Raw genomic sequence first — 25,668 nt, forward strand, 5'->3', positions numbered from 1 at the left:
CCCAGTACTTCCGATTCGAGAGGCCCCCGGCATCGCCGGGGGCCTTCTTCATGCCCTGATCCGGGGCACCGAGCTTCCGCCGCATCTGACCGGGCGTCGTCAGCAACCCCGCTGGCGCCACGACCGGATCGGAAGTCCCCGTGGCGAAGAACGCCTCAATCCGCGCACCCCGCCGGTGCGCCCTCTGCCAAGCACACATCGACCCCAAGACCAGGCGTGTCCGGTGGTGTAGCGCCGAACACGCAGCCATCGGCCGCCGGCTCCTCGCCCGCGGCTTTCATGTCGAGACCTGCGGAAAGCGCGGATGCACGCGTCCCGTGCTCGCCGAACCCGGGGTGCGATTTCGCCACGCCTGCTCCGACTCACACCTCGACTGGCTGATCGCCGAGGCTGAACGCGCGGCCGCCAACCGCGAGGTTCGCGACGCTCAGGCCGGGGAGACTGCGACCTGGACGACAGCAGAGCGCCACACCGTTTGGGCGATGACCGATGGGGCCTGTGCCTGGTGCGACAGCCCGTTGGTAATCCGAGCCGACGGCTTCTCCGGTCGTGACGTCCCCGCATCCGCGACCTTCACCGTGGACCATCTCGTCCCGCTCGACCGCGGCGGCGACCACGCCCCGGCCAACTGGCTGCCAGCCTGCCGCTCCTGCAACTCCGCTCGCCGCAACCTCCTGATCGGGGAGTGGATCGAACGGGACCAGGCCGCCGGGCGTGAGCCGCGCGCCCAGCTCGTCCTGGCCGACCTTGCGTCCGGGACGGGCGCGTGGGCTCGCGACCCGGAGACCAGCGAGATCCGACTCGTTGATCGAGCCGCGCTCCTTCGCGGGTAGACCCGCTGCCTGGACGTCACCCAAGTCGCTTTTCAACCTTCATAAGAAACCGCCGCATGTAGCTGAGTGTCGGCCCGCACCGAGGCCGACACCACCTCGAAATGAGAAGGATCTAATGGAAACTCTCACCCGGCCCAGCACCCTGACACCCGCCGACTTCGATCGGGTTGTCGACGCGCAGCTCCTCGTGACGACCGGCGACTACGCCGCGATCACCGGACAGGACCTCGGCTTCGTTCGCAAGCAAGCGGCCAACGACAACCTCGACATCCCCGTCCTGCGCCCGTTCGGCGCTCTCCGCTACGTCCGAACGCGCGACACCAGGCGCGGTGGCGTGAGTGCCGCCCATGAGGCGCTCGACCTTCTTCGCCGAGCATCCGCGGGCGATCGCAACGCCGCAGCGATCCTGTCGTCGCTTGGAACTCGGGGCGCGCGGTACCAGCTCGACCCTGACGGCCGCGTCGTTGACCTCATGGGTCAGGCTGCACTGCCGGGCACGACCTCGGCCGAGCGCCTTGTGTCAGAGAACGACCGGCTGACCTTCCAGGAGGTCGCGCAGCTCTGCGGCGTCTCCCCCGTGGCCATCGACCAGATGTATCGGCAGAACCGCTGGCCCCTTCCTGTCGAACGCGACTCCGTGTCGACCGGACGCAGCGGTGCCCGCCGAGTTCGCACCGACGACCTTCTCCACCTGATCGGGCTCGCCGACCTCATCCGGAAGGGGCTCTGATGGTCTGGGCAAGCTCCGCACACAGCATCGACGCGGTGAGCCCTGTCACCGTCTGGCTCATCGTCGCCGCCTTCGTCGCGTTCTTCGGAGGCCTGGTCGCGGCCGGCCTCATCCAGGACCGGATCAGCGACCGCCGCCTCGCACAGAAGAAGGCGGCCCGCGCCGCAGCACGCCGCCCGGAGGTCCCCGCACACAAGGACTGGGAGGGGAAGCTGTGAGGATTGCACCTGCCGTGTCCACGGCGATCATCGGTGGTTTCGCCGCGAGCACGCTGGCGTTCCCGCTCGCGACAGCTGACGGAAAGGTCCATCACGAGGCGCCCGGGCCCCAGCCCACGGATTCGAGGCAGGAGATCGCGCCGTCTGCCGTCGCAGGCGCGCAGGCCGCGGTTCAGCCGCCTCGCAGCTCCGCGCGGAACAGCGACGGCGACTCCATCGCGTCCAGCGCCGGGGCGCCCAGTAGCGCGTCCGCGGCTGTGCCCGCGGATGCTTCGGCTGCAGAGCCCGGCACCTCCACGGCCACCAGTCCGACGTCACCAGGGGACCCCGCATCCGGCGCCCCCGGTGACCCGGCAACGTCCAACCCGAACACGCCCGGCACCACCCCCGCCGGTCCGACGATCGCCGACCCCAGCTCGCCTGGTGGCGACGACGGTGACGGCGAGACGCCGGCGACCGCGACCCCACTCCCCGTCGGCATCGAGGACGACGAATACCGCCAGCCGATGACGGTGACCGGCGCGAAAGAGACGAGTAACTGGCAGGTGCTCGCCGGCTCGCTGCCGCCAGGCCTCAGCATCGACCCGGTGACCGGGATCATCGCAGGCACCGTCAGCACCCCACCCGGCGAGTTCGTCTTCGAGCTCGGCGCCGAGGCAGACGGCAAGCACTATTCGAGGTGGTTCTCGATACGCGTGATCGCCGCGGGAACCAGCAGCCCGTCCACCGCCCCCGGCTCAGGTTCCTCGTCCGGCGACCAGTCAGGCGCCGGCTCGAACCCCGGCGACTCCTCCGGCGGCAACTCATCACCCGGCCCCGGCAGCTCCGGCGCTTCCAACCCCGGCCCCGGCGACGGATCGTCCGGCGACCCCGACCCCGGATCGGGCTCGTCAGGCTCCGGCGCCAACGGGCAGGGCTCAGGCTCGGGCAGCGGTTCCGGCGGTCAGGGCTCGGGCGGTTCGAGTTCTGACCCGGGCGACGGCGGAAGCTCCGATCCGTCTTCTGATCCCGGCTCCGACCCGTCGGCAGGCGACCCGAGCTCCGACCCCGGGCAGATCGCGCCGGGCTCCGGTGGTTCGACCCCGGACGCGATCGAACTCGAGGCGCCGGCCACAATCCATGTGACCGTGGGCGAGTCCCTCGACGACGCGCTCACAGCCACGAGCTCAGCGGGGCTCCCTGTGACGTTGGACGTCGCAGACCTCCCCGAGTGGCTTGCGTTCGACGGCTCCGACCTCCGCGGTACCGCGCCGCTCACCGAAGGTCCGACGCAGGTCGAGGTCACCGCTACCGACGGGCGGGCAACCGAGACCCGGGACATCACGATCAATGTGGTGCCGCGCACGCCCGCACTCACCCCGGCGACGCTCGCGTTGATCGCCGGGCAGGTGGGCGGCATGACCCTGGACGCCGACGACGGCGCGACCGACGCGAGCTTCGTCTACCGCCTCGATCAGAGTTCGCCCGGCCTCGCGCTGGTCGGCCAGCAGCTGACCGCTGAGCGCGACGACCCCGGATCGTGGTCGATCACGGTCGGCGTCGAAGACCTCTCGTCCCCAGACCCCGCGTGGCAGGAGATCGTCATCCCGGTCACGGTCCAGCCGACGCCCCTGCTCATGGCGAACGATTCTGAGGCTGCGACGCAGTATGCGCCGGCCAGCGTGCAGCTCACGGCATCCGGCGGGTGGGGCTCCTACTCCTTCTCGGTCGTCGGCGGCTCGCTGCCCTCTGGACTGCGTCTTCTGTCCAACGGTCAGATCGCGGGCACGCCAAGCGGCACCGGTACCTCGACGGCGGTCGTCCGGGTCACCGACTCCCACGGGTTGACCGCGACAGCCAGCGTCTCATTCACCGTCGCCGCTAATCCGGCGGTGGCCCCGACGAGCTCGATCAGCGTCGGGACCACGCCACAGTCGGTAGCGCTCAGCCCGGACGGGAACACCGCGTTTGTTGCCGACTTCGGCAGCAAGGAAATCTCAGTCATCAACCGGGCCACCGGAACCGTCGTAAACACAGTGACGACCACCGGGCAACCGGAGTCGGTCGTCCTGTCGCCAGACGGCTCGAAGCTCCTGGTCGTCAACTACGTCGGCGGCCTGCAGATCCTCGACGCCCAGACTCTTGCGACGCTGGCGACGATTCCGGCATCCGCGGCCGTGGCCGGCGCGTGGTCGGCGGACGGCACCACCGTTTATTTCTTGCGCTCGGTCTCCGCGAGCTCCACCGAACTCGACGTGGCGAACGGGAGCTCGGGAGCGGTCATCTCGACCAAGTCGATCGGCGGTTTCGGTTCGAGACCGGAGATTCACGTCCTCGACGACGGCCGTCTCGTCGCCAACGGTTCGTCCTCCGCGTCCGTGGCCATCATCGACCCGATCACGATGGCGGTATCGACGATTGCGACAGGGCTGAGCGCCGCGACGTCGGTCGCCGTAGACGGCGATGTCCTGTGGATCGCGACCGGGAGCAGCGCCAACAACCTCGTGGAGGTCGATCTGACCTTGGGGAAGGTGGTCGGGAAGTGGAGTTCGGGTGTCTCGACGCAGGCGGGCTCCGCGTTGTCGCCGGACGGGCGGTGGCTTTACCTCGCCGACGCGAGCTCGGGCACCGTCGTCGTCTGGGACACCCAGCTCGGGAAGGCCATCGCCACGGTCCCCGTCGGCAAGTCGCCGCGCTCGGTGACCGTGAGCGCAGACGGGAAGCAGGTCTTCGTCACCGACTCCGGCGACTCGACGGTCACCGTGCTCTCACCGGCGCAGTGACCCCAGCCGAACGCGGCACCGCCGCATAGGACTGGTGTCGGTGAGGTTCGTTTCTGCTCCCTCCCACATCTCGAAACGAGTCGTCTGCTTGGCGGCAGTCGACTCGACACGAAGCCCACCCCAAGCTGCGGGGAGGGCTTTCGCGTTTCCGGGACAGCCGGCACGGGGCTGGGCGCATAGGTGGTGGTGAGCGTGGCCACACCCATCTCGGACGCGAGAATCGCTCGACAACGCCGGATTCTTAACCAAATCGGGTGAAGTTCCGGCGTGCCAAGCCGATTCAGGAGTGCTGGCCGCGCACAACCAGGGCAGCGGGCCGGTGCCCAACGAGACGCCGCGCTCATCCATTTCGAGATAGCCAAGCAAGCAGAACAGGAACAGCAGCAGTGAGCAGAACCATCCCCGTAGCCGCCGGCCGTCATGCGGACGGAACGCCCGCGGCCCGCGCACACCAGCGCAGGATGCCGGAGCGACATCAGAACGCCGCGGGCGACGTCTCGCTCCGCCCTGATTACATCAGCCCGAGCGACCTCCGAATGCTTCGCGAGTGGCAACAGGACCCTGGGTACATCGAGGCTCTCCTTGACTGGCACGAACAAGACGAGCGAGAAGAGCGCAAGACCGAGCTTCTGGAAATCGTCAAGTCGGCGAAGTCACGTGAAGCCGAGCTCCTCTACCAGGCCCGCATGTTGTTCGGCGACCGCAGCGCAAGCAAGCGTGCCGACGCGCTCTACCAGGATGCGCTGACCGCAGCCCGCGAATGGCAGACCGCCGAGAAGGAGCTGGCAGCAATCGAGAAGGACGACAACCGATGACCAGCATCAACCCCAACGCAGAGAACCGCCGCGAATCGAACCGCCGCAAGAACGGGCAGTTCGGCACGAGCAAGGAACGCGGTGAGTACGACGCGCCGGAGCTCGACGCCCAGCATGCGTCCGCCGCAGAGACGGTCGCGGTCGAGCTCGACGCGACGAAGCAGCAGCTCGCCGCTATCAAGCTGCGAATCGAAGACGGCGAGTACGTTGACGTCGACACGAACGAGTCCCTTTCGGACGTGGAGTACCGCCTCAACGAGCGGGTCGAGGAGCTCACGCGTGAAAGCGCCATCGCCCGGGCGACGACGCTCAACCCGGGCCTGCAGGCGGCCGCGACCAACGCCGCGGAGCTCATCGAACGCGACAGCAACGAGCCCATCGACACCGCCTACCTCGCCGCGGTCCTCGCACTCGACGAGGCAGAGATTCAAGCTCACGCGGGGCGCAACGACCCCTCGGCGTGGACTCCGGACTCCGTCGTGTTCGCAGTCCAGCACCGCGAAGGCGACCCCACAAGCAACATCGCGACCTTCGGGCGCCCGCGCAACTTCTACCCGGAACAGCCAGAAACCGACGTGCTCGAGTCCGTTCTTCGCGACTACGGCCTGAATGCCGACTTCACCGGCTACGACCGCTTCTTCGGACACGCCGGGACCGTCAGTCTCGACAGCTGACACAGCGCACCAGGCCCGCCTCACATCGCCGGGCAGCCACATCCTCCACCTGCATCTGCCCGCGTGTGCGGGAGTCGGGCCAGCAGGAGCCCGCAACCGCAAATCGAACGGCCGCACACGCGGCAGAAAGTGGGTCATCATGACCAGGACCATCCCCGTGAGCGCCGGCAAGCACGCAGACGGGACGCCAGCGAGCCGAGCGCACGAGCGTCGGGTCCCCGAGAAGCGTGAGAACGCCGAGGCCGACATCTCGCTCGGCGAGGCGACCCAGAGCGCCGAACTCGAGGCGCTTGCGCACGCGCTGAGCGACGTCGCCAACTCGTATGGGCTCGACAGTGAGCTCTTCGACATCGAGATGACACCGTCCGAATCCGGCTACCAGGCAGTGGTGAGCAACGGACGCAGCGAGTTCGAGGTTGCTCTCGACCGTGACCCTTCCGCGGCCGCGGCACAGCTCAGCGAGGCCATCGTCAAGCAGGACCACGACGACCTCGCCGAGCTGCTCGCATACGCAGTCGGTGACTTCGAGGAGTCGCCCACTGAGTTCTCGCTGCGTCGGGCCGAACACATTGAAGGCTGTCGGCCGTCCTTCCTGGTTCTCCGGAACGGTGAGCCCACCCGCTGGGAGTGCAGCGGAGACAACGCAGACGACGACACCTTCGCCGACCTGTACTACTGGCTCGAAAACGAGCACGACGCGCGCATCGAAGCCGAGAAAGTGGAGAACCAGGTCTCCGAGATTGCAGGCTACTTCGGCGTCGGCCCGAACTTCGGCGCTGACGAGTTCGGCGACAACAGCCTGAGCGACCAGGTTCGCGAAACGGGCGCAGTCCGCGGTTACACCGAACTCGTCGAGAGGGAAGGACAGTGGTTCGTCCGCCTGGGCATCTACGGTTCGACGCGCCCGGGCGATGTCGAGCCCACCACTGAGTACACCGAAATCGAGCTGCCCGAGGACTTCGACGCGAACGACTTCGATGCTCACTCGGCGCTCACGCTCGTGGACTTGCCCACCGGGCTGGAAGTGATGCCCTCGGAGACCGGCCCCAAGCTCCTCAAGTGGGACGACGATCGGCACGAGAACTACTGGTCGGAGCCCGCCGGCGTCCGCATCACTGCCAACGTCTGAGCATGAGCCACAGCGCCCCGCGCCCGGTACCCGAACCGGGCGCGGGGCGTTCTGCGTTCCGAGGCGCGTCAGTTCTCGGCTGAAACTTCGGGGGCAAGCTCTGCAGTGAACCTGCCCCTCGTGTCCTTCAAGAGCGCCCGCGCCTCCTCTGCCGTGCATTCGCCAGTCGCAACCCGCTGGCGCAGCGCGAACAGGTCTCTCGTGTCGATCAGGCATCCGTCGTGCTCCTTCGCGAATGACGCCAGGTCGTCGTCCCGGCCGGCGAGAGCCGTCTCACGTTGGGAGGGGTCGATTTCGCGCTGCGTGTTCGGGATGTACCAAAGCGCGTCTGGGGTGCGTTGCTCAATCAATGCGAAGGTCGTCGCGGCGCGCGTCACCTGGTGGAGGTCGTTCGACTTCGCCGAGCCGGTGTAGCCCTTGACCTCGGCAAGCGCGACCCACCCGTCGTCAATGACGCGCAGATCCTCTTGCTTCTTGTCCTTGTTCTCAGGCAGGGCATCGGAGTCGATGACTGTGAACCCGAGATACTCGAGCGCGCCTTTGACCGCAGCGACGAGCTCTTCCCCGGTCTCGGAGATCAGCGACCGCCAGGCGGTGCCGTGGTCGGCGGTGCTGTCCATGGCTGCTACCAGCTCAGCTCGTTGCTCGGCCGCCTGTGCCTGACGGCGCTCTTCTTCTTCATCGAACGCAGTGAGGGCATTCCGCGCTCTGATCTCATCCGGCGCCGACCACTCGTCGGCGCTCATCCAGTCAGCGGTGACTGGGAACATTTCGGGATTTCGCTCGCGCCACATACCGAAAGCGAAGAGTAGCCAGTCCTTCAGATGCGCCCGTGCCGTGTGCGGCAGCCAGATGGCCGAGTCCCGCGTATCTCCCCATCCGTCGGACTCGAAGATTGCAGCGAGCGTAAGGGGGCGATCGAGACGTTCGCGGAGCAGGATCTTGGCGTCGCGGGCCGGGTTCACCGATGCTGGCAGACCCTTGTAGATGGCGCCAGGCGAAGGCATGCAGCTCCTGCGCACAAGAGCCTCGATGGCCAGTAGGCCCGCATCTGCGGTGACCTCCAGGTCGCGCGCTGGACTGTTTTGAGTAACGGCGGATGAGCGAGCGCCGGAGTCGCTCCCCACATAGCCGAAGACTCTGCCTTTGGTGGGAGAGACGGGCTTTCCCGCGAACACCAGTCGCCTAGGGAAAAGGCCGGAGTGCTCGTGGAACTCGGCATTCGCAATCACGAGGACGTCGTGCTCTTCTGGATGCGCCTCAAAGGGACTCGTGACGGCGACGACGCTTCCCGAGGCCGAACGCATCACCTCGATCTCATCGTCCGACATACCGATCGCCAGGACGCGTGGGCGGGGTGCGCCGAAGTAACCAACGCTCATGAAACCGATCCTGGCATCCGCCTCGGACACCACTGCCGCCGACCGATGCGTGAGCCACCCCAGAACGGGGCGCCCGGCAATGTCGGCACCCGCTCCTATGCTCGCCTCGTGGCAACAGGTCTTGATCAGGCGGCCGAGTGGGTTCAGCTCGGCTCGAACATCGTGGTCGGCGCCGGTGTCGTCGCGACGTTCTTCTGGACGGCGCATCGTCAGAACCGTGACGCGGAGCGCGCCGATGCCGCTGCGGAACGCGCCGAGGCGGCAGCCGCCTTGAGCATCGACCAGACGATGCGGATCGCTGACGCGCTTGAGAAGCTCGCAGAGCGGCCGGTGCTGAGAGTAGGGGAAAGCAGGGCTATTGAGCGGCGCGTTGCTTGGTCACTCACGTGGTCTCGCGGCGACGCGTATCTCTTGACGAACGTCGGTGATGGCACCGCATTCGGCGTCAAGATCGAGCATGACCCGAGCTTGATCGTCAGAGCCGAAGACGTCCACGAGGAGATCGCGCCCGGGGAGGCTGTCGAGTTCTTCGCCCTACGTTCGATGGCGACGATCGACTCGACGATCACGGTGACGTGGACGACTTCGAGAGACGCCGAAGACCGAGAGCAGTGGCGCTACCCGCTGCCGGCGCGACCGAAGCGTTGAACCCAGCCGACCCTGCACCTGCCGCATAGGACAGGTGAAGGAGCTGACACACCTTCCCAGCAACTGCTGTGCTGGAACGCTTTCGACAGAGGCCCGCCGTCTGACCCCGGCGGGCCTCAGCGTTAGCGGTTCGACGGGTGCGTGTGCGCCTGGGCGACGTATTCGAGTTCGTCCTTGCTCAGCAGATAGCTCTCCGGATCGAAGGAGCGTGGGCGGCGCTGCTTCACCTCGCGATACGCGGTGAGCATGCGCGAGTACGCCTCGAACATCTGCGAGTGCGAGTTCCCACGCTCGCGACCGAGCACGAACTCCCGGTGCTCCTCCCACCGGCCGTCCTCGACCAGGTGCTGAACAAACGACGACATGTGCCCCTCGACTGCATCGTTGTGATCGAATCCGCGGAACCGCAGTACGTACTTCGTCATCTTCTCGAGCTCGCCGCCCTTCTCCTCGAGACGCTCGACGCTGCGGATAACGATGCTGAACATATCGAGGACGTCCATGACGAACTCGCACTGGCGCGGGGTGAGCTCGCTGTGCAGGCCGGCAAACTCCACCCAGTACTCGCTGGTGAAGCCCTCCTCGAGAACCCGAGCACGCTCAAGCTGGTACTCCGTGTCGCCGTCGGTATCGTTCGCATCCTCGGGAAGTACGCGCGCGAGGATGCGGTGCAGCAGCGACAGCGTGTGCCGCTCCATCGAGGTCAGCGACTCCGGCTGAGTGCTATTCCCAGTGTTCTCCGGAGCTCGGAAGTCGAAGACGACATCCTGGAGCCGATCGCGGACGAACTCGCTGAGCGACTGTCGCTCGGCGTCGGCTTTCGCCTGAAGGCCGTCGCGAAGCTCATCAGGGATGCGGAGTGTGATCGTGGCCATGTGCGTTCCTTTCGTAAAGCACGTATTGCAGTAATACATACATGATGTCATGTAATACGCACCGCAACTCGGAACCCTCGCCGGCGCGTGTCACCGGCCTCCGCTTCGCTGCGGCCGGTCTCGCCCGCTTCGCGGCCTCGCACGCATCGGCGCCGACCCGCCCATCGGCACGTTCCCGTCACGCCTCCGCGCACCGCGACATGTTTCGTTGGCGCCCAGTTCCGGCCGCCAACACTTCCGCCCCTACCACGGACGGGTTACGGTGAGCCATGCTCATTCTCGCGACCAGCAGCGCGGCAACCGGCGCAGATTGGGTTAGCTCGGTGGCCACCGCAGCCTCAGTGCTGATAGGTGCGGGCGGTCTCGCAGCTGCTGGGGTCCCGATCAGCGCAAACAGCCGTGCGCGGCTACGAATACGGCAGAACCAGAAGTTGCTGGAGGCGGACCTCCCGCAGCATCTTCGCGATGCGCTGAACGCGGATATCGCGCGACACGCTGCGCTGATAATCCTGAGGAACAGCATTCCATTCCCGCCGTGGACTGCCGTCGCCGCGATCTACGGCTTCGCAATCGGGCTTGCGGGAATCGAGGCCGCCATTTGGAGTTTTCGATTCAGCTGGTGGCCAGTCGGGCGGACTTGGCTGATGCTGGGCTCTGGCCTTCTGGTCCTCCTTGTAGGTTTCGCGACGTGGCAGGTGGCTGTGGCCTACAGTGAAGGTCTCCGTCGAAGGCAGTACAGCGCGCTCATGGCGGGACGACCGTCCGGAGCGACGCCCTTCCCTTACGATGCGAGCGGTCCAACTGAACTACTCCGATATGTCCGTGAGCACGCATTCTGGCTACGCATTGTGACGAGGCCCGAGCGTGCCGCCGCTTCGTCGCGCTTTCACATCCTGGAACCTGACTGATGTCGGCCGCGCAGCTGATGCAGCTCAGTCCGCGCCGGTCAGATCAGCATCGTCTGTTTTTCGATCGAGTCCTGGATCGACTGCAGTTCACCGAGCCACGTCGCGAGCTTCGGGTTCTCCGCACCTGACTTCTTCACGAACTCTGCCTGCCGCTCGCTCATCTTCCACCGCATCTTCTGCACCTTCTCGCGCCAGGCGTCGTGCGCGCGCTTTGCGAGCTCGTCGATGACGGCATCCTTGGGTGCCGTTCCGCCGTGGGCTTCGGCGGCGGCCCCTCGGTACAGCGCCAGCTCGTGATGGACGGCTGAGAGCTGTCGTTCGACGAGCTCGCGCAGCTCGTCGGGGCTCCCGGCCGTCCTGCTGGTCTCATCGACCGCGAGCCGTGACACGGATGCCACGAGCTCGCGGTGGTCGTCGAGTCGCGCAGCGGTCTTCGGGTCGAGTCCGCTGCGATCGACGACCGCGAGCTTCTCCTCCGGCGGCAACAGCTTGTACACCGCGCGCGTCTCCGGGTCCCCGTCCACCGGCAGTACGAGCAGTCCCTGTCGGAACGACGGCTTGTCGAGGCCGATGCGGGTTCCGTCGTCGAGGATCACGGCGACAAGCCCGCCTTCACCGTCAGTCAGCTGCTCGACGATCACGTGGCCGACGCCGACGCGTTCGACCAGCTTCCCGTCTTCGACGCCGGGGTTCTCAACCCGGAGCAGTTTCAGGCGGGCGCCGGGCCCACGGCCGATCGTCTTCTGGATGTCGTCGATGGTTCCCACGATCGGGCTTTCTCCTTCAGCGGCTGGCGCCGCACTCTCTGCGGTGGCCGGCGACTGGCCAGCCAGGATCTTCTTGACCTGTGCGGTGACGGCGGCGGTGAGCGCAGCCCCTTCGAGCTCGGCGCTCACACGTTTGACGGCGGCCCGTGCGCGGTCGCGGACGGCGCGTAGGAGACAGCTCGGGCAGCGGCGGCCGCCTGAGTGGCGCGCGCGGCACATCAGCGCACCTCGACGATCTCGAGCAGGTCGTCGCGCTCGTCAGCGATCGACTGGATGAGGGTGACCGCCTCAGCCGAGGTTGTCGGCTTCTCGGCCCGTTGCTTCTCGGCGTGCTTGATCAGCTGCTTCCAGGGTTTGTCGGTGGTCGTCCACCAGCCGTCTGCGGCGATCGCAATGAACGCGCCGCCGATGGGTGCCGCGGCGTGTCGGTCGATGCCCGTGCGGATCACGGTGACACGCTCCGTCGGAGGTCGCTTCGTCTTCATGCCATTCCTCTCATCGAAGTCGTCGGGGGATTTGGGTGGCGCCGGCTGCGCCGCGCGCCGAGCCGACAGGTTGGCCGCCGGGGCGTTCGGGGCGGGCGAGTGGTGGCCGAGGGATGCCGTTGGGGAACCCTGCTGCGACGACGGTGCTCGCCCAGATCGGTGGCCGTTGACCGCCTCGCAGCCAGTACGGGGTGCCGCGCAGCGTGCGCACGTTCGTGAGCGCCGCCTCGATTCGGCTCGGGTCCGCCGGGTCGAATGGCAGGTCGCCGACGACGTCGAGGATGGATGCCTGGGTCCACGGGTCGTTGACGGGACCGCTCGGGCGCCACGCGACCATCTCGAGGAACTCAGGCAAGACCTGGTGGCGGTCTGGAAACCAGTCTTCGTAAGCCGCAAGAAAGAAGCGGTCGGCGGTGCGATCACCGCGGGCTCCCGGGAAGTCGCGCACGGCCTCGCGAACCCATGAGCGGAGCTGGCGGTGGACGTCACCGCTCGCAGCCCGGCGCCGCGCGGTAACCATGAGAACGACGAGTCCGCTGTCGGCGAGACGCACGGAGTGGAGAAGCTCGGCGATGCGCCTGATCTTCGAGCGGACGTTGGGGCCGACGCTGATCTGCAACTCGAGGGCGACGGCCACGCCGTCAGAGCGGAGGAAGACTCCATCGGGTGATGCCGGCGATGCCGGTCGGGGCAGGCCGCTTCGCACCTGCGCGAGGTCGCCGTATGACGAGAGCAGCTCTCCGGCGACGCCACCCGTCTCCACGAACTCCGCGAGTCGGAGGAGCGTCGTCGTGGCCAGCGCGTTGTGGCGGGGATACTGCTGATCTGACGCCCATCCGCTGCCCCCGGTGATCCCGGCGTTCTCAGCCCGCGTCAGCAGAGGCGCGACCTTCTTGTCGTAGACGTCCGTTCGCGCCGGCCTCACAAGCAGCGAGCGCCCGACTCCTCCGAGCAGCGACGAACCACCGGCGGTCCCCAGGTCGATCAGCCCGGCAGCGAACAACTCGCCGAGGATCTCGTTGTGCTCGCGCAGGAGCCCGGGGCGCCCCGTGATCTGAGCCAGCTGGTCGACAGACAGCGTGCGAAACTGCGCGACCGCACCGAGCACGTCGAGTCTCGCTTCACGGCGCCGCGGCGAGACAACCGATTGGAGCACGAGCTCCGGGTCCTGATCGAGCCAGCTGGGCAAGTTCTGCACGCCAGCTCGTGCACGGCGTCGCGCTTCGTCAGCGGTCAGCCACGATCCGGTGCTGTCGCCGTTCCAGAGACCATCGAACGCCGGATCGAGGAGCTGGTGGGAGCGGAGAGCTTCGTCGGGCACCGCGCTGTGCAGCGTCCTGATGTCGATCTCAACGGTCATATCGGTTTCAAGGCCCGCTCCTGGTAGCGGGAAGGCGCGGGAGCCGTGTCCCCTGACCGCATATATCCCAGCGAGTCAGGGGTGCCGCGCATAGGGGTCATAACGAACCGGGATGAGCAGCCAGGGGCCTCCGACTCGTAGATACCCCCACCGGGTGGAACCGGCGGATACGACAGAATCGGAGCATCCCATGAAGCAGTACACCCGCATCGCCATCGCCGCGGTATCCGCAGCCATCGCCATCGCCACCCTCGCCGGGTGCACCGCAGCCGGCAGCTCCGCGAAGGTCGAGCCGCAGCACAAGGCGGTCGCCACCCAGGTTGCGACGCCGGCCGCTGCGCCCGCGAAGACGCAGGCGCCGAAGCCCGTCGCCACGCCGGCGAAGCCGATTGACCCCAAGCAGCTTGCTCTGACGGCCAGCGGTATGAGCGCCGCGAAGTACGCGCAGGTGACCGCGCAGGTTGCCGCTCTTCCTCGAATGGAGGAGACCGCCTACGACGCGAAGCTCGCGACCATCGCTCAGGGAATCGGGCCGAACGTCGTTCTGGCCTACGTCACTCAGATGTCGTGCCCGGGTGACACTTCCGGGAAGAAGTACTGGGAGGTGGCCGGGCCCCTGTCCACTCACCACATCTGCGGAGACGAGGATTGGGAGCAGAGCGAGGTCGCAGCCATCGCCCACACTCAGGAGAAAACCGTCGGCGACATCAACTACGAGGGCAAGAAGGTCGTCTTCCTCATCGGCTGACTCGACGCCAGACGCAGAGGGGCGCTCGCATCGTGCGAGCGCCCCTCTGCGTTTAGTCGTTCTTGCAATAGCCTCCGGCCGTCAGATCGTCCCCGCTGCACAGCCACGGGCCGACCGGCGTTCCGGGATCGCTCGGCTCCCAGTCGCTCCACCCCAGCGGATTGCCGAACTGGTCATAGGTCTGCTTCGCGGTCTGGACGTAGCACTCGTGGTTCACCTCGTTGAGGCGCTCACGTGTGTCACTCGGTGGGATGTAGTTCGGTGGGGCGCACACATCGCCGCCGACGCCGTAGTGGGCCACCGGGGGAGGCGGCGGCGGCGCGTGCGTTGTCCAGGCGACAGAGGTGGTCGTCTCGCCGCTGATCGAATACGGGGTGGCGCAGCGGACCTCGCCGACCGCGAGGTAGCTCGTGGAGTATGCCTCGCTCATCGAGTAGCCGGCGCTCGTCCCGCTCACCCAGCCGGAGTATGCGCCGATTCCGCTGTCGAAGGCCTCGACCTGGGTCCCGGTCCCGCTCGGGCAGCCGCTGCCCGTGACATATGGGCTGTGGTTCTGAGGTTGCTCCCCGGTCACCCCCGTGTCGTGCAGGGTCGGGGACCACGTGGCGGCCGGCCAGCTGACGACTCCGCTCTTCGCCGACCCGCTCGACGTGAGCACGCCCGCCGCCGCCTTCACGGTGACGCTGACGGTCGTCCCATATGCGGGCGCCGGCGTCGTGAACGTGACCGACGTCGCGCTGGTCGTCGCCGTGGCGAACGCCGACCCGGCCTCCTTCTCGGTGATGGTGAAGGTCGTGGTCAGCGAGCTGACCTTGTCCCAGCTGGCCTTCCACTTGGACGGGGAGATCTCGGTGATCGTGACCGTCGGTGCGGGCAGCGGCTGGGTGTAGGTGACGGTCACCGCCTTCGGCGTCCCACTCTGGTTACCGCCGTCACTGACTGGTGGGCAAGTCAAGGTCTCAGCGACCTTCACGCGGCCTCCGGCACCGAGTCCCACGGAGCCCTTCGTCTTCGTCGCGTCGAAGGCGTCTGAGGCAGTGAATGAGGTCGCCGTGCCGCTCGGGGTCACGGGGGTCACCGTTAGCTTCACCGAATAGTAGGGGAGCGCCCCGCACTCGCTCGGCGCGCCTCTGGTCGCCGCGACGTTGATCCCTTGAACCTCGCCCGCGACCTTCGCGAAACCGCTGGTCGCCGCCTTCGCAGTCGGCGTTCCCTGTGGCGCGAACAGGAGCCGTCCAGGGAGCGTCTCGGGGGCCGAAGGGCTCGATGAGACGACCGGCTTCCGTGCGCCGTGCCCGGACAGCTGCTCGGTCGTCTTCTTGCCGATCGGCAGATCGAGCGTCCCGCTCATCGTGACGGTTGCCAACTGCTTGTCGGCCATCTCCGCGGCCGTCGCGTAACCCTGCTTCTTCGTCGCGGCGTCTGCGGTGACCTTGGAGACGGCACCTGCCTTCCACGTGACGGTCGAGCCGACGGGGTTCTTGAAGGTCCATGTAGGGAAAGCCGTCCATCCGGGAATCCGCAGGACGCTCGTACCGCTGCCCGACGGGATAGCGTTGCACGCTGACGACTTAGACAGGCGCACGGTTTCCTCGAGCACGATCTGCTTGCCCAGATTCTTGTCCTGGCCGAGCCCGGCCTGCTCGCCGGCGTCCTCTGAGGTCGCCTGCCACGTGCTCACCTGGCAGACGTCGCCTGCGGCGTTCGCGGGCATTGGCGTGAAGATCGTGACAGCTTGCCCGGCGCCGTTCTTCCCATCAGCGACGGTGACCGAGGTGGAGCCGGCCATCTCATCAGCGAACGCGCGCTGCGCCTGAGCGAATGTCGTCGACGCCTGCTGCGTAGCGGTGTAGTTCGCGGTGAACTGAACCAGTTCTTTCACGATGCCGAACGTCAACGAGATGAGGACGAGTCCGGTCGCGATAACGCCGAGGACCAAGATCGGATCGCTCGATCCGGTCTCTCGACGAAGAGTGCGCGCCACGCGCTCACGGATACCGTTCATTTGCTTTCTCCTCGGAGCTCGACGGGCGGCAGCACCCGGTAGGCGATAGCAGGCGCGCTCGACGACGAGCTCGTCCACGTCTGACGTGAACCGCTGGCCCCGGTGTACTGCGAGACGGTGGTCAGCGGCATGGTGACGGTCGCGGTCTCGGTGCGGCGCCCGGCGAGCGAAGTGGTGGTTGCGCTGAACTTGGCGACGATCGCGCCGCTGGAGTTCAAAGCCCACGACGTGAGTGACACGCTCTCGTCGAGCGCCGGGTAGGTGACGGGTGCGCCGCCAGCTTTGACCGACCCGACGCCCTGCGTGTTCGCCTTCTGTAGGAGCGCGGTCGCATCGAGCTCGATGGCGTCACGCGCCTGCGCCTGGTGGGCGGTCTGCGCCGAGGTGAGCGTGGCGACGATAGAGATGCCGCCGATCACGCTGATCGCGAGCAACGAGATCACCATGATCGTGATCGCATCGGTCAGCCCGAACCCGTCGTCCGCCCGCAGGCGCTCCATGATGCGGCTCACTGGGCTGCTCCTGCCACTCGGAAGACGTGAGGTGAGGTGACCTGCGCTGCCTTCGGCTGTGTCGAGCTCGTCGACCACACGTCGATCTGCGCGGCGTCGGTCGGGCAGGCGCCCGCGACCTTCTTCACGGTGAGCCGCGCGCTCGACCACCCGGAGACCTCAGGCGAGAGCTGCGCGTCAGGCACGGTCGAAGTGAGCGCCGTGCCACCAGCGCACACGAGCGACGCGCGCCAGGTCGAGAGGGTTGCCGCGCTCACGGATGCCGCCGGCTTGACGCTGAGCCGTACATCGAGGGCGCCGGCTGCCTGCAGCTTGCTGATCGAGAGGGTCGCCACCTCCACGCCGCGGCTCGCGGCAGCCACCCCCAGCGTGACGCCCGACGGCGTCGGCGGGAGAACATCAGTCGCAGACGGCCACGAGACAGCGGACAACGTCACGCAGCTCGGCGACATCGTGGTGAGCGCTGAGACGCAGCTGACGCCAGACTCCAGCGCGCGGGGCGCGGCCGCGGTCAACGTGCGCACACCGGCCGAGTCCTGCGTCACCTTCTCGACGCCGCTGACGGTGCGCTTGCCGATAGTCAGGGAAATCGGCCGCGGCGAAGATGTCGCTGCGTGGTCAGCGGCGCCGTATGCTTCCGTCTCCCATGCAGTGAGATGAGATTCCAGCGCTTGCACGGTGGCTCGGTTAACGGCGTCATGGGTCAGACCGTGGATGTTCTCGACGATGATCACCGTCGTCAGGATGAGGATCGAAAGGGTGAGGACCATGCCGGCGACCACGCCGATGGCGTCGGTGTCGCCGCGGTCGTCGGCGAGACGAGCGCCGAGACGACGCTCCTGCACCCGCCTGACGATTCCGCTCATACCTGCTCCAAGGCCCGCTGGGAGTAGCGGATGACGTTCGCCGGGTGCGGAGGGAGCACGGCACGGCCCCGGTAGAACGCGGCCCGCATCTCTTCCGCGGATGCCAGCGCCCCGTTCTTCACCGCGTCCGTGTTGCCCGCGCGCATCTGAGCGTTGAACTCCGTGAGGAGACCGTCCGCATCAACGGTCGGCCCATCAGCCAGGTGTACGCGGCCGTCCGAGAGCCACGCGCCCTCGAGCTTCGCTGTGACCCAGATCGCGATCGTCTTCTCGCGACGGGCGGCGCTTGTTGTGCCTGTGCGCCCGTGGTTGCCGATACGTCCGCGCGAACGGTTCGCGACGACCCTCCCGGCGCGGCGCAGCAGCCATACCGCTGGGTTGGCGCCGTCGCCGAAGTCGATGCGCCCAGCGCGCCAGTCTGCAAGCGCTTCGAGGATCACTTCGAGGCCGGCAGCCGCGAGGTCTTCGCGCTCGATTCCGTCCCAGTCGCCGACGTCGCGGGACCACCCGCGGGACTCCCGCTCGACGGCCTCCATCAGCAAGGCCATGACCTCGCCGGTGACACGCGAGGCACGACGCTCGTCACACTCGCGGAGCTCGACGACCAGGTCGCGAACCCGTTCCTGCATCTGGGTCAGAGCCATGCGAGGACCGCCGTCCGCTGGAGGAGGGCAACGCGCAGTGCGCTGGCCGCCTGATCGAGCCACTCGGCGGCCTGCTCGACGGTCGAGTGAGTGCGGTTGGCGACCGTTGAGATGGTCGCGCCATCTGCCGTCATGAGCAGCGCCTGCCTGGGCTTCGAGGGGAGCCCGTCAACCAGCGACCACAGCTCCGCGAAGAGCTCCGCCCTCTCCAGTTCCTGCTCTACGGAAAGCACCGCGACCTCAGTGACCGGTGCCCCGTCTTCGTACTGCTCGCTGAGCGAGAGATCTGACATTCTGCTTCCCTTTGGAGCAGCCGCTGCGCTGATTGCGCTGCTGCTGGCGACTGCCCTTCGACACCCCCTCAAATGCGGCGGGAGGCGTGAGGGCCGTGTCCCCTCGGGCGCAAGGACGAGAGTGGTAGCGCGGCCGGACACCTTCAGCGGAAGGCGAGACGAATCACGGCCGGAAGCGTGCCGTAGATCCGCGCGATGTCCTCTGCCGTCGCGCCTTCGGCGAGAGCACGCCGGATGAGATCGGTTCGCTTCTCGATGCTCGAAAGCTCGGCGCGGCGCCGCTCGACTTCCCGGAGCTTCTCGAGCGCCGAGACCGGAGCCGAACCGGAGATCTCGGCGGCCTGGACATCGGAGATGATCATGCCGAAGTCAAGGCCCGCCAGCGGTAGCTGGCGACTGCCATCGCGCGCCAACGCTCCTACGACACCCGCGTGCCGTGGGTCTGGCGATAGCCGCCTCGCGTCAGCAACCTCCCGGCGCTCGCGCGCCGCCGGCCCGCCGATAGGCGTATCCGAGGTGGACAAGCGCCCCGGGGCCCGGGGCGCGCGTAGTCGGGGTGCGATGTGTGCCGGCGCTTCGCGCCTCTCGCGGGCTTCGCCCGCTCACCTGTTCTCCGTCGCAGGCTTCGCCTGCTCGGTCGCCCAGCGTCAGCGACGCGTTACGGCGAACAGTCAGCGGTCCGCTCCGCGAAGCAGCATCGACCGCGATTCGGCTTCGCGCCGGTCACGAATCGTTCCCCGCGCCTTCGGCGCGATCAGTCGACTTCGTCGCCTGAGGACCGGAGCGGCTCGTGCCGGTCCCGTCACGTCGACGTGCGGCGGGTACCCGCCGTCGAAACGGCACGCGTGACGTAGCCGGTGCGAGCCGCCGAGCTCGACACGACCCCGGGACGGCCACGAAACGTTGACGCGGGCGGCCAACGGTCGGCCGGTGAGCGGGCGAAGCTCGCGAGAGGCGGGAACCGCCGGCCTCGCGCCGAAGGCGCGGTGGCGGCCCGTCACGCTGTTCGACGGATGCGAACCGGGAAACGTCGACGGGACGCATCGCTCAACGGCCGCGACACGAGACGCTACGCGGGCCGACCGGAGGAGTGCGTGACGGGCCACAGGACGGGCCATCCGGGGCACGGCGAAGCCGGGACCCGGTGACAGAGACCACGGGAACCTGAGAATTGTCACGTCGTCACCGAAACAGACATGTCCCATGGGACACCTGACACCAGCAACGCTGACCTCCGTCCCGAACGATCTCCGGGTTACGGCACCTTCGACTCCAACAGCCCCACCCTTCCCCTTTCCAATCCACCTGAAAGGTCGAGGCGATTAAGGGGCGGTTGGCTGGCGACATGCGTCTCCCGCGCTGGATGGGCTGGGACTCTCGCGCCCGCATGTCTACGGGCGAGCGCCGCAGCCCGAGCCGACCCTGCGTGGGTCGATACACGTGCCCGATCGCGGCCAAACGAGCGGCCGGGTCGTGGCGCAACGCGGCGCGAACGGGCGGCGCAACTTGGCGTGAATGGCCGCAGATGCCACGGCGAGCTGAGCGTTGGGTCGTGTGCGGCGACGTCGGTGCTACCGCCCGCGGGCCTTGAACCTTTCAGATCGGGGACGCCCGGTCGCCAATCGAAAGGGACCGTCCCCATGAAACTCGCCCACCGCCTCACCGCATTCGCGGTCGCCCTGACCATCGCCGTAGGCGGGGCGATCCTCGGCGCTGGCGCGGCGGACGCGGCGACTGTGGGCGGGCATGAGGTTGCGGCGAGCGTCGTGGTGGCGGCGCCGGTTGCGAAGGCGACAGGGGACGTCGACACCGACACCTGCGCGAAGGGCGACAGCAGCTGCACGATCTGGGACCAGCTGTCGGTCGACCTGCCCCTCAACCGGTGGTCGGGGGCGACCGATCAGTTGCACTCGCGGTTGTCAGGCAACATCCTCACGAACTCGGTCGCGCAGCTTGGCCAGGTGGTCCGTTCGGCGGCGATGGCGATCGGCAACTGGGCATACAAGATCGCCGGGGACCTCGTGCAGATGGCAACGGTCTTCAACCCGTTGGACGTGCTCGGGTTCCAGATCGACGCCCGCATCATCAGCCCCATCGGCCAGCTGATCACCACGAGCACGGCGACCACCGCCTCGGTCATCAGCGTGCTCGTGATGCTGGTCGTCGCCACCTCCCTCTGGGAGACCCGCAAGACCCAGAAGTTCCCGTGGAAGCGGTTCTTCGGGCTCGCGACGCTCCTCGCAGTCATCTTCACAATGGTCACAGCGAGCGCGTCCGAGGCGGCCGAGGACGCGGGAAAGGCCTCGGAGGGCGTCTACAGCGCCGACAAGAAGCCGGTCTTCCTGTCCCCATGGTGGGTGATTCAGAAAACCGAGCAGACCGTGGCGATCGCCGGGTCCCTGCCCTCGGTCGCCGCCCAGAGCACAACCGTCGCCTCCACGATTAAGGAGGTCGCCGCCCCGGGCTCGGCGTGCTCCACGGAGATGACGCAGCTCGCTGCGAACTATGACAACGGGTACGCATCCGTCGCCGGGACCGACGCGATCAACGCCGGCGCGATTCCTCAGGCCGTCTCTGAACTTTGGGTCGTCGGGGGATTGCAGGCCTACGAGAACGCACAGTTCGGAGACGCGCGCGAGGGAACGAAGGCAGACGGCACGCCCTATTCGAGCGAAGTCTTCTGCCAGCTACTGGACCGCCAGTCAGGCATCGCCCCCGTCGACACGGCGATGGCATGGGCCGGCTACGACATCTCGAAGGTCGGAATCGGGCCCAAGTACAAGGTCAATATCGACTCCGCTGCCTGGAACTTCGACGCGAGCGACCCGGACGCCGTCGACCAGGCAGCAGTCGCCTGGGCCGCCTGCATCGTGGACCCGAAGACCGACTCGGTCACCGGCATCCGGCCGGCCTGGAAGGTCGTGGCCGATCTCAACGACTGCAAGTCGTGGTGGTCGAAGGACGGCCTCGCGGCCAACGACTCGGACTCGAGCGACACTTTGAAGCCCTTCGACATTCCGGGCAACAAGGTCGACAAGAACTTCCCCGCACCGACGACGTCGAGCCCGACGAAGGCTGAGGTCGCCGCGGCGACAGACTTCGTGAACGCGCTTCACGGGAATGCCGGCTCGGCCAGTGGGGCCGGGTTCGCTTCGGCCGGCTACGCCATCGGCGGCCTTGCGACCCTCGCAGGCTTGGGCGCTATCTCTCTCGCCACCTGCCTCATGAAGCTCATGAGCGTCCTGTCGATGATCGCCCTGTTCTTCATCCTGGTGAAGTCGATCCTGGCCCGCGACTCAGGTGCACAGCAGATTTCGACGTTCGCCAAGAAGGCCGTCGGCGGCATGATCATGGCCTGGGCCACGACCTTCGTCCTGTCCCTGATTGTCGTCTTCGCGCAGATGATGAGTGGTTTCGGGCGCTCCCTGTTCACGTCAGGTAGCCCGATGCTCGAGCTCTGGAATGGCTTCTCGCCGCTCCTCGGTCTCGTCTGCCTCTCCTTCCTGCTCAAATCAATGGGGATGCCTGGCATCTTCAAGGTATCCGAGGCGATGGCGTGGGGCGGGGCGGCTTCCACTGTCGGCGGCTCTCTGCTCGCAGCTGGCGCGGGCCACGCGCGCGGACATGAAGCGAACGCAGCGGCCGCGGGGCGCCGGGTCGCGAAGGCCGGGGCGAAAGCGGCAGGGCAGGGAGCAGCAAAGGGTGCGCAGGCGGCCGGCAGCACGATCGCCGCAGGCGCAGGTGCGGCATGGAACGCCTTCCGCAATCGCCGCCGGGGCGAGATGCCGCCGGCGCCAAAGCCGAAGCCGAAGGACGTGCCGGTTCCGAAGCCGGGGCCGGCACCCACTCCTCAGCCGAAGCCTGCGCCCACCGAGGCCGGGACCCGCGGTAAGGATGGGGTCTTTGCATTCGGTCCGGCGCTGAAGCCCGGCGAGCGCCACTACGGGACCGGTGCCTGGATCATGGGCCCAGGCACCTCCGGCGCTACGGCGATCGTGCAGGAGTCACCGGCCCGCAGGCTCGCGGCGAACCCGCGTCACACGGCGCTCGGCCTCCCTCTTGCGAAGGGCGCGGCGAAGCCTGGTTGGCGCCAGCCAGTTTCACTGCCCGCGCGCAGCGCTCGCGAGCCGCTCGCTGAGGCGAAGCCGCTCGGCAACATTCGCACGACCGGTCAGGTGCTCGCTGCCGCCGGCCTGGCAGGCAAGACCCTCGGTGCTGCGTCGACGGCCCCACGTCCGAAGCTCACCGCAGCGGCGGCGCAGCGACTCGCACAGCACGCGATGCGACCCACGCCGCGCACCGCTCCGAAGGTGGCACCGAGCGCTCAGCCGAAGACGCCGACGCAGGCCACCGGGACGCAGGGGGCAACGCAGTCCTCTGCTCGGCAGCCAACTCAGGCGCCCACACAGCGGACCGTCACTCCGGCGCAGCAGGCCATGCCGCAGCAACGGCAAGTTCAGCGCGCGCCCGGTCGCGCCGTTCAGGCTCCGGCCGCAAAGCCTCAGCCGAAGCCAAACCAGGGCACCGCGGTCGCCGGGCGCGTGAACCCGACCGCTCAGCGTCCGGCCCAGGCGGCACGCCCGGCTGATCCGAACGGCGGTCAGCGGTGAGCACTCTCGACCCGCGCGAAGCAGCGAAGAAGCTTGCAGCTATCCGTCGCCGCCAGGGAGGCAGCGTCTCGGACAAGGTGGGCGCCCTCGCGAGCAAGGGCGTGAACTCCGTCACCCAGAACGGCGAGCCGAAGTCTGACGCGGCGGAGGCCGGAAAGGAGGCGCTGAAAGGCGCGATCAAAGGTGCCGCGGTTGGTGGCGTTCACGGTGCGGCTGTCGGCGCCGCGAAATCGCTGGTCACCTCGAAGGCAGGCAGGAAATGGTTGATCGGACTCCTCAGCCCCCTGGTGGCCATGGGATTGGTCGTCGGGGTGATCGGTCAGGCGTTCACGTCCCTCGTCGCGAACGCGCAGACATCCATCCAGTCGCAGCAGATCGACGCTGCGGAGACCAACGGCTTCACCGCTGATCAGGTGAGTGACGCCGAAGACGCCGTCGAGAACACCGATGTTCCTGTCGCACTCGCTCTCGCCTACGCGAAGGTTGAGGGGAAGTCGATGACGCACGCGCAGGCGGAAGACCTTGCCGCTGGTGTCAGCTCCGACAAGAACCTCGACCTCAGCCTGACCAGCTACCTGACCGTCTCGGACGACTCGATGACGATCGACGACTCGCACAAGGACGACGTCGATGCAGTCGGCAAGCTGTGGAGCGCCGCTCTCGAATCGGCCCTCTCCGTCTCCGGCGCGGATGCCGCGACGATCTGGGCGCAGACGGTGGCACTCATCACGGGTGAAGTGAACTCGTGCCCGGCGGACACGGGCACCACGTCGAGCTCGGCGGGCGGCTCAGGCGCCGGCGGCCTCAGCTCGATCCAGATCGCGCACGCCACTCAGATCATCTCGGACATCCGCGGGCTGCTGACGGACGACAATGAGGCACGGACCGCGAGCATCGACGCGCTGGATTCGGCGCTCACCGAGAGCAGTTTGAAGATGTACGCCAACTCCACCGTCCCCGACTCGCTGAACTACCCGCACGATGCGGTCGGCTCCGATCACGACTCGGTCGGCTTCTTCCAGATGCGGGCGAACGGGGGCAACTGGGGCACCGTCGCCGAGCTCATGGACGCGGACCAGAACGTCATCCGCTACCTCGGCGGCCCGTTCAAGCCTGCCGACGAGCACTCCACAAGCACACTGCTCGACCAGCCCGGCTGGGTGACGCTGGCCCCCGACGCCGCGTCGCAGGCAGTCGAAGTCTCCGCGTATCCGACCGCATACACGCCGAACGTCGCGACCGCAGAGTCGCTCGTCGACGAGCTCTGGTCGAAAGCCACCCCATCCACCACAATCAAGGCGCTCGACGACTCCATGCTCGCAACCGCCGGCACCCCCGCCGGCGCACCGTCCACCGGGTCGAACGGCGCGTCGGCGGGCGATTCGACGTCGGTGTGTGGGGCTCCGGGAGCTGATGTCGCGACCGATCAGAAGGCGCTGGCCGAGCAGATCGTGACCCTCGAAGGTCAGGGGAAGGTGTCGTATTGGGCGAACCCGGATTCGTCAGTCCCGTTGAAGAGCGAGGTCGACAACATCGCCAGCGGGAAGGCGACCAGCGATTGCTTCCTTGGGACCAGCGTGCTCGAGGCGATTCTCGTCGCACAGCACGCGTTCGGCTCGGTCCAAGTCAACGACCTCAACCGCACATGCGAGCACGACGGCACGGATGCCTCGATCCAGTCGGCCCACTTCGTCGGGATGGCAGTCGACTTCGGCGAGCTCGGCGGGCAGTACCTGACCGGCGGTGACGCTCGGAGCGCCGCGCTCTTGCAAATCCTCGACCCGATGGTCCCCAAGGCGGTCGGGGCATGGGCCGGGCAGGTGCAGTGCAAGGCAGCGAGCGGGGTGACGCTGCCACTCACCAACATCACCCAGGGCGACGACTCGTGCACGCATCAGCACGTCGATTTCGGACACGACGCGAAGACGAATGCGCCACTCGATGAGGGCAAGTTCGAGCAGAGCATGGCGCTGCCCGAAGGGTGGGCGGTGCCGAGCTCTGGGGCGGGCGGGCTGACGAGGTGACGCTCTACTTCGGCAGCTCGAACCTCTTGTCGAGTCGCAACGCTTTCAGCCCGGATGTCGCAGAGGGGATCGCACCCTCGACGATAGGGACGAGTCCGACGGCCAGGCCCGGGAACTCGGTGACGAACCGCCAACTGATGTCGAGCTGGTCGCCGTCTGAGGAGAACCCGATGATGCGTGAGCTCTCGTATCTCGGAAGGCCGGGAAGCGGGGGCTGCGATCTCGCCGCGCCCGGGGAGATCGTTCCGTTCGCATCGACATCGACGGGGAACAGCTCGCCGTCCGTTCGACGGAAGACCAGATGGATGTGCTCGGCCATGACGCGAGCATACGAGCCGAGAGAAACGACCCAAGCGCACCCGCCGCGATCTGCCGCGCAT

At 67.4% G+C, this 25,668-nt stretch carries 23 protein-coding genes; 11 read left to right on the top strand and 12 right to left on the bottom strand.

What is annotated here, in order from left to right:
- Window positions 1-140: 140 nt before the first annotated feature.
- From ABD736_RS00275 to ABD736_RS00305, 7 genes are all read left to right on the top strand, one after another.
- On the top strand, window positions 141-833 hold the full coding sequence (locus tag ABD736_RS00275; protein ID WP_344789738.1) for an HNH endonuclease: 693 nt from the start codon (window positions 141-143) through the stop codon (window positions 831-833).
- Window positions 834-948: 115 nt separating this feature from the next.
- Entirely contained in the window at window positions 949-1,563 is a 615-nt protein-coding gene (locus ABD736_RS00280) for a hypothetical protein (protein WP_344789739.1), read from the top strand.
- Entirely contained in the window at window positions 1,563-1,781 is a 219-nt protein-coding gene (locus ABD736_RS00285; protein WP_344789740.1) for a hypothetical protein, read from the top strand. Before ABD736_RS00280 ends, ABD736_RS00285 begins: the two co-directional genes overlap by 1 nt.
- Window positions 1,778-4,543, top strand: coding sequence for a YncE family protein (locus ABD736_RS00290; protein ID WP_344789741.1), 2,766 nt, complete (start codon window positions 1,778-1,780; stop codon window positions 4,541-4,543). Before ABD736_RS00285 ends, ABD736_RS00290 begins: the two co-directional genes overlap by 4 nt.
- 386 nt (window positions 4,544-4,929) lie before the next feature.
- The gene (locus tag ABD736_RS00295; RefSeq protein ID WP_344789742.1) at window positions 4,930-5,358 is read left to right on the top strand and encodes a hypothetical protein; all 429 of its coding nucleotides are present in this window, start codon (window positions 4,930-4,932) and stop codon (window positions 5,356-5,358) included.
- Window positions 5,355-6,032, top strand: a complete 678-nt coding sequence (locus ABD736_RS00300) for a hypothetical protein (protein WP_344789743.1) — start codon at window positions 5,355-5,357, stop codon at window positions 6,030-6,032. The genes ABD736_RS00295 and ABD736_RS00300 overlap by 4 nt, the downstream gene beginning before the upstream one ends.
- Window positions 6,033-6,189: 157 nt before the next feature.
- Window positions 6,190-7,161: a hypothetical protein gene (locus ABD736_RS00305; RefSeq protein WP_344789744.1), complete on the top strand. Its 972-nt coding sequence runs from the start codon at window positions 6,190-6,192 to the stop codon at window positions 7,159-7,161.
- A 68-nt stretch (window positions 7,162-7,229) separates the two neighbouring features.
- Here the strand turns inward: ABD736_RS00305 and ABD736_RS00310 are convergent, their stop codons facing one another.
- On the bottom strand, window positions 7,230-8,750 hold the full coding sequence (locus ABD736_RS00310; protein WP_344789745.1) for a hypothetical protein: 1,521 nt from the start codon (window positions 8,748-8,750) through the stop codon (window positions 7,230-7,232).
- Between ABD736_RS00310 and ABD736_RS00315 the strand changes: the two genes are divergently transcribed.
- Entirely contained in the window at window positions 8,706-9,191 is a 486-nt protein-coding gene (locus ABD736_RS00315; RefSeq protein ID WP_344789746.1) for a hypothetical protein, read from the top strand. The two genes, ABD736_RS00310 and ABD736_RS00315, sit on opposite strands and share 45 nt — an antisense overlap.
- A 122-nt stretch (window positions 9,192-9,313) precedes the next feature.
- Here the strand turns inward: ABD736_RS00315 and ABD736_RS00320 are convergent, their stop codons facing one another.
- The 4 genes from ABD736_RS00320 to ABD736_RS00335 form a co-directional block, all read right to left on the bottom strand.
- Window positions 9,314-10,066 carry a YfbU family protein gene (locus ABD736_RS00320; RefSeq protein WP_344789747.1) on the bottom strand — a complete coding sequence of 251 codons (753 nt, stop codon included), beginning with the start codon at window positions 10,064-10,066 and terminating at the stop codon, window positions 9,314-9,316.
- A gap of 946 nt (window positions 10,067-11,012) precedes the next feature.
- A complete protein-coding gene (locus ABD736_RS00325; RefSeq protein WP_344789748.1) occupies window positions 11,013-11,870 on the bottom strand; it encodes a hypothetical protein in 858 nt (285 codons plus the stop codon).
- 89 nt (window positions 11,871-11,959) lie between these two features.
- On the bottom strand, window positions 11,960-12,226 hold the full coding sequence (locus ABD736_RS00330) for a hypothetical protein (protein WP_344789749.1): 267 nt from the start codon (window positions 12,224-12,226) through the stop codon (window positions 11,960-11,962).
- Between the two features lie 10 nt (window positions 12,227-12,236).
- Window positions 12,237-13,424, bottom strand: coding sequence for a hypothetical protein (locus ABD736_RS00335; protein WP_344789750.1), 1,188 nt, complete (start codon window positions 13,422-13,424; stop codon window positions 12,237-12,239).
- Window positions 13,425-13,776: 352 nt separating this feature from the next.
- On the opposite strand from ABD736_RS00335, the gene ABD736_RS00340 reads away from it, so the two are divergent.
- Window positions 13,777-14,334 (top strand): hypothetical protein, encoded by a 558-nt coding sequence (locus ABD736_RS00340; RefSeq protein ID WP_344789751.1) that lies wholly within the window; start codon window positions 13,777-13,779, stop codon window positions 14,332-14,334.
- A 52-nt stretch (window positions 14,335-14,386) separates the two neighbouring features.
- Here the strand turns inward: ABD736_RS00340 and ABD736_RS00345 are convergent, their stop codons facing one another.
- The 6 genes from ABD736_RS00345 to ABD736_RS00370 form a co-directional block, all read right to left on the bottom strand.
- Complete coding sequence (locus tag ABD736_RS00345) at window positions 14,387-16,339, bottom strand: hypothetical protein (protein ID WP_344789752.1); 1,953 nt, start codon at window positions 16,337-16,339, stop codon at window positions 14,387-14,389.
- Entirely contained in the window at window positions 16,336-16,851 is a 516-nt protein-coding gene (locus ABD736_RS00350; protein WP_344789753.1) for a hypothetical protein, read from the bottom strand. The genes ABD736_RS00345 and ABD736_RS00350 overlap by 4 nt, the downstream gene beginning before the upstream one ends.
- Window positions 16,848-17,717: a hypothetical protein gene (locus ABD736_RS00355; protein WP_344789754.1), complete on the bottom strand. Its 870-nt coding sequence runs from the start codon at window positions 17,715-17,717 to the stop codon at window positions 16,848-16,850. The genes ABD736_RS00350 and ABD736_RS00355 overlap by 4 nt, the downstream gene beginning before the upstream one ends.
- Complete coding sequence (locus ABD736_RS00360; protein WP_344789755.1) at window positions 17,714-18,361, bottom strand: hypothetical protein; 648 nt, start codon at window positions 18,359-18,361, stop codon at window positions 17,714-17,716. The genes ABD736_RS00355 and ABD736_RS00360 overlap by 4 nt, the downstream gene beginning before the upstream one ends.
- A complete protein-coding gene (locus tag ABD736_RS00365) occupies window positions 18,352-18,654 on the bottom strand; it encodes a hypothetical protein (protein WP_344789756.1) in 303 nt (100 codons plus the stop codon). Before ABD736_RS00365 ends, ABD736_RS00360 begins: the two co-directional genes overlap by 10 nt.
- 143 nt (window positions 18,655-18,797) lie before the next feature.
- The gene (locus ABD736_RS00370; RefSeq protein WP_344789757.1) at window positions 18,798-19,016 is read right to left on the bottom strand and encodes a hypothetical protein; all 219 of its coding nucleotides are present in this window, start codon (window positions 19,014-19,016) and stop codon (window positions 18,798-18,800) included.
- Between the two features lie 1,278 nt (window positions 19,017-20,294).
- On the opposite strand from ABD736_RS00370, the gene ABD736_RS00375 reads away from it, so the two are divergent.
- The gene (locus tag ABD736_RS00375; RefSeq protein WP_344789758.1) at window positions 20,295-23,264 is read left to right on the top strand and encodes a hypothetical protein; all 2,970 of its coding nucleotides are present in this window, start codon (window positions 20,295-20,297) and stop codon (window positions 23,262-23,264) included.
- A complete protein-coding gene (locus ABD736_RS00380; protein ID WP_344789759.1) occupies window positions 23,261-25,288 on the top strand; it encodes a hypothetical protein in 2,028 nt (675 codons plus the stop codon). The genes ABD736_RS00375 and ABD736_RS00380 overlap by 4 nt, the downstream gene beginning before the upstream one ends.
- A 4-nt stretch (window positions 25,289-25,292) precedes the next feature.
- Here ABD736_RS00380 and ABD736_RS00385 read toward each other — a convergent pair whose 3' ends face one another.
- Complete coding sequence (locus ABD736_RS00385) at window positions 25,293-25,607, bottom strand: hypothetical protein (protein ID WP_344789760.1); 315 nt, start codon at window positions 25,605-25,607, stop codon at window positions 25,293-25,295.
- Window positions 25,608-25,668 lie beyond the last annotated feature (61 nt).

The organism is Gryllotalpicola daejeonensis, assembly GCF_039538145.1.
In the GTDB taxonomy this organism is placed as follows: Bacteria; Actinomycetota; Actinomycetes; order Actinomycetales; family Microbacteriaceae; genus Gryllotalpicola; species Gryllotalpicola daejeonensis.

Bases quoted from the DNA above. Each gene is read 5' to 3' on its own strand.
- ABD736_RS00355 (WP_344789754.1), bottom strand. From the start codon at position 17,717: ATGAGCGGAATCGTCAGGCGGGTGCAGGAGCGTCGTCTCGGCGCTCGT.
- ABD736_RS00360 (WP_344789755.1), bottom strand. From the start codon at position 18,361: ATGGCTCTGACCCAGATGCAGGAACGGGTTCGCGACCTGGTCGTCGAG.
- ABD736_RS00330 (WP_344789749.1), bottom strand. From the start codon at position 12,226: ATGAAGACGAAGCGACCTCCGACGGAGCGTGTCACCGTGATCCGCACG.
- ABD736_RS00300 (WP_344789743.1), top strand. From the start codon at position 5,355: ATGACCAGCATCAACCCCAACGCAGAGAACCGCCGCGAATCGAACCGC.
- ABD736_RS00320 (WP_344789747.1), bottom strand. From the start codon at position 10,066: ATGGCCACGATCACACTCCGCATCCCTGATGAGCTTCGCGACGGCCTT.
- ABD736_RS00310 (WP_344789745.1), bottom strand. From the start codon at position 8,750: ATGCGCCGTCCAGAAGAACGTCGCGACGACACCGGCGCCGACCACGAT.
- ABD736_RS00280 (WP_344789739.1), top strand. From the start codon at position 949: ATGGAAACTCTCACCCGGCCCAGCACCCTGACACCCGCCGACTTCGAT.
- ABD736_RS00370 (WP_344789757.1), bottom strand. From the start codon at position 19,016: ATGATCATCTCCGATGTCCAGGCCGCCGAGATCTCCGGTTCGGCTCCG.
- ABD736_RS00375 (WP_344789758.1), top strand. From the start codon at position 20,295: ATGAAACTCGCCCACCGCCTCACCGCATTCGCGGTCGCCCTGACCATC.
- ABD736_RS00345 (WP_344789752.1), bottom strand. From the start codon at position 16,339: ATGAACGGTATCCGTGAGCGCGTGGCGCGCACTCTTCGTCGAGAGACC.
- ABD736_RS00385 (WP_344789760.1), bottom strand. From the start codon at position 25,607: ATGGCCGAGCACATCCATCTGGTCTTCCGTCGAACGGACGGCGAGCTG.
- ABD736_RS00365 (WP_344789756.1), bottom strand. From the start codon at position 18,654: ATGTCAGATCTCTCGCTCAGCGAGCAGTACGAAGACGGGGCACCGGTC.
- ABD736_RS00285 (WP_344789740.1), top strand. From the start codon at position 1,563: ATGGTCTGGGCAAGCTCCGCACACAGCATCGACGCGGTGAGCCCTGTC.
- ABD736_RS00340 (WP_344789751.1), top strand. From the start codon at position 13,777: ATGAAGCAGTACACCCGCATCGCCATCGCCGCGGTATCCGCAGCCATC.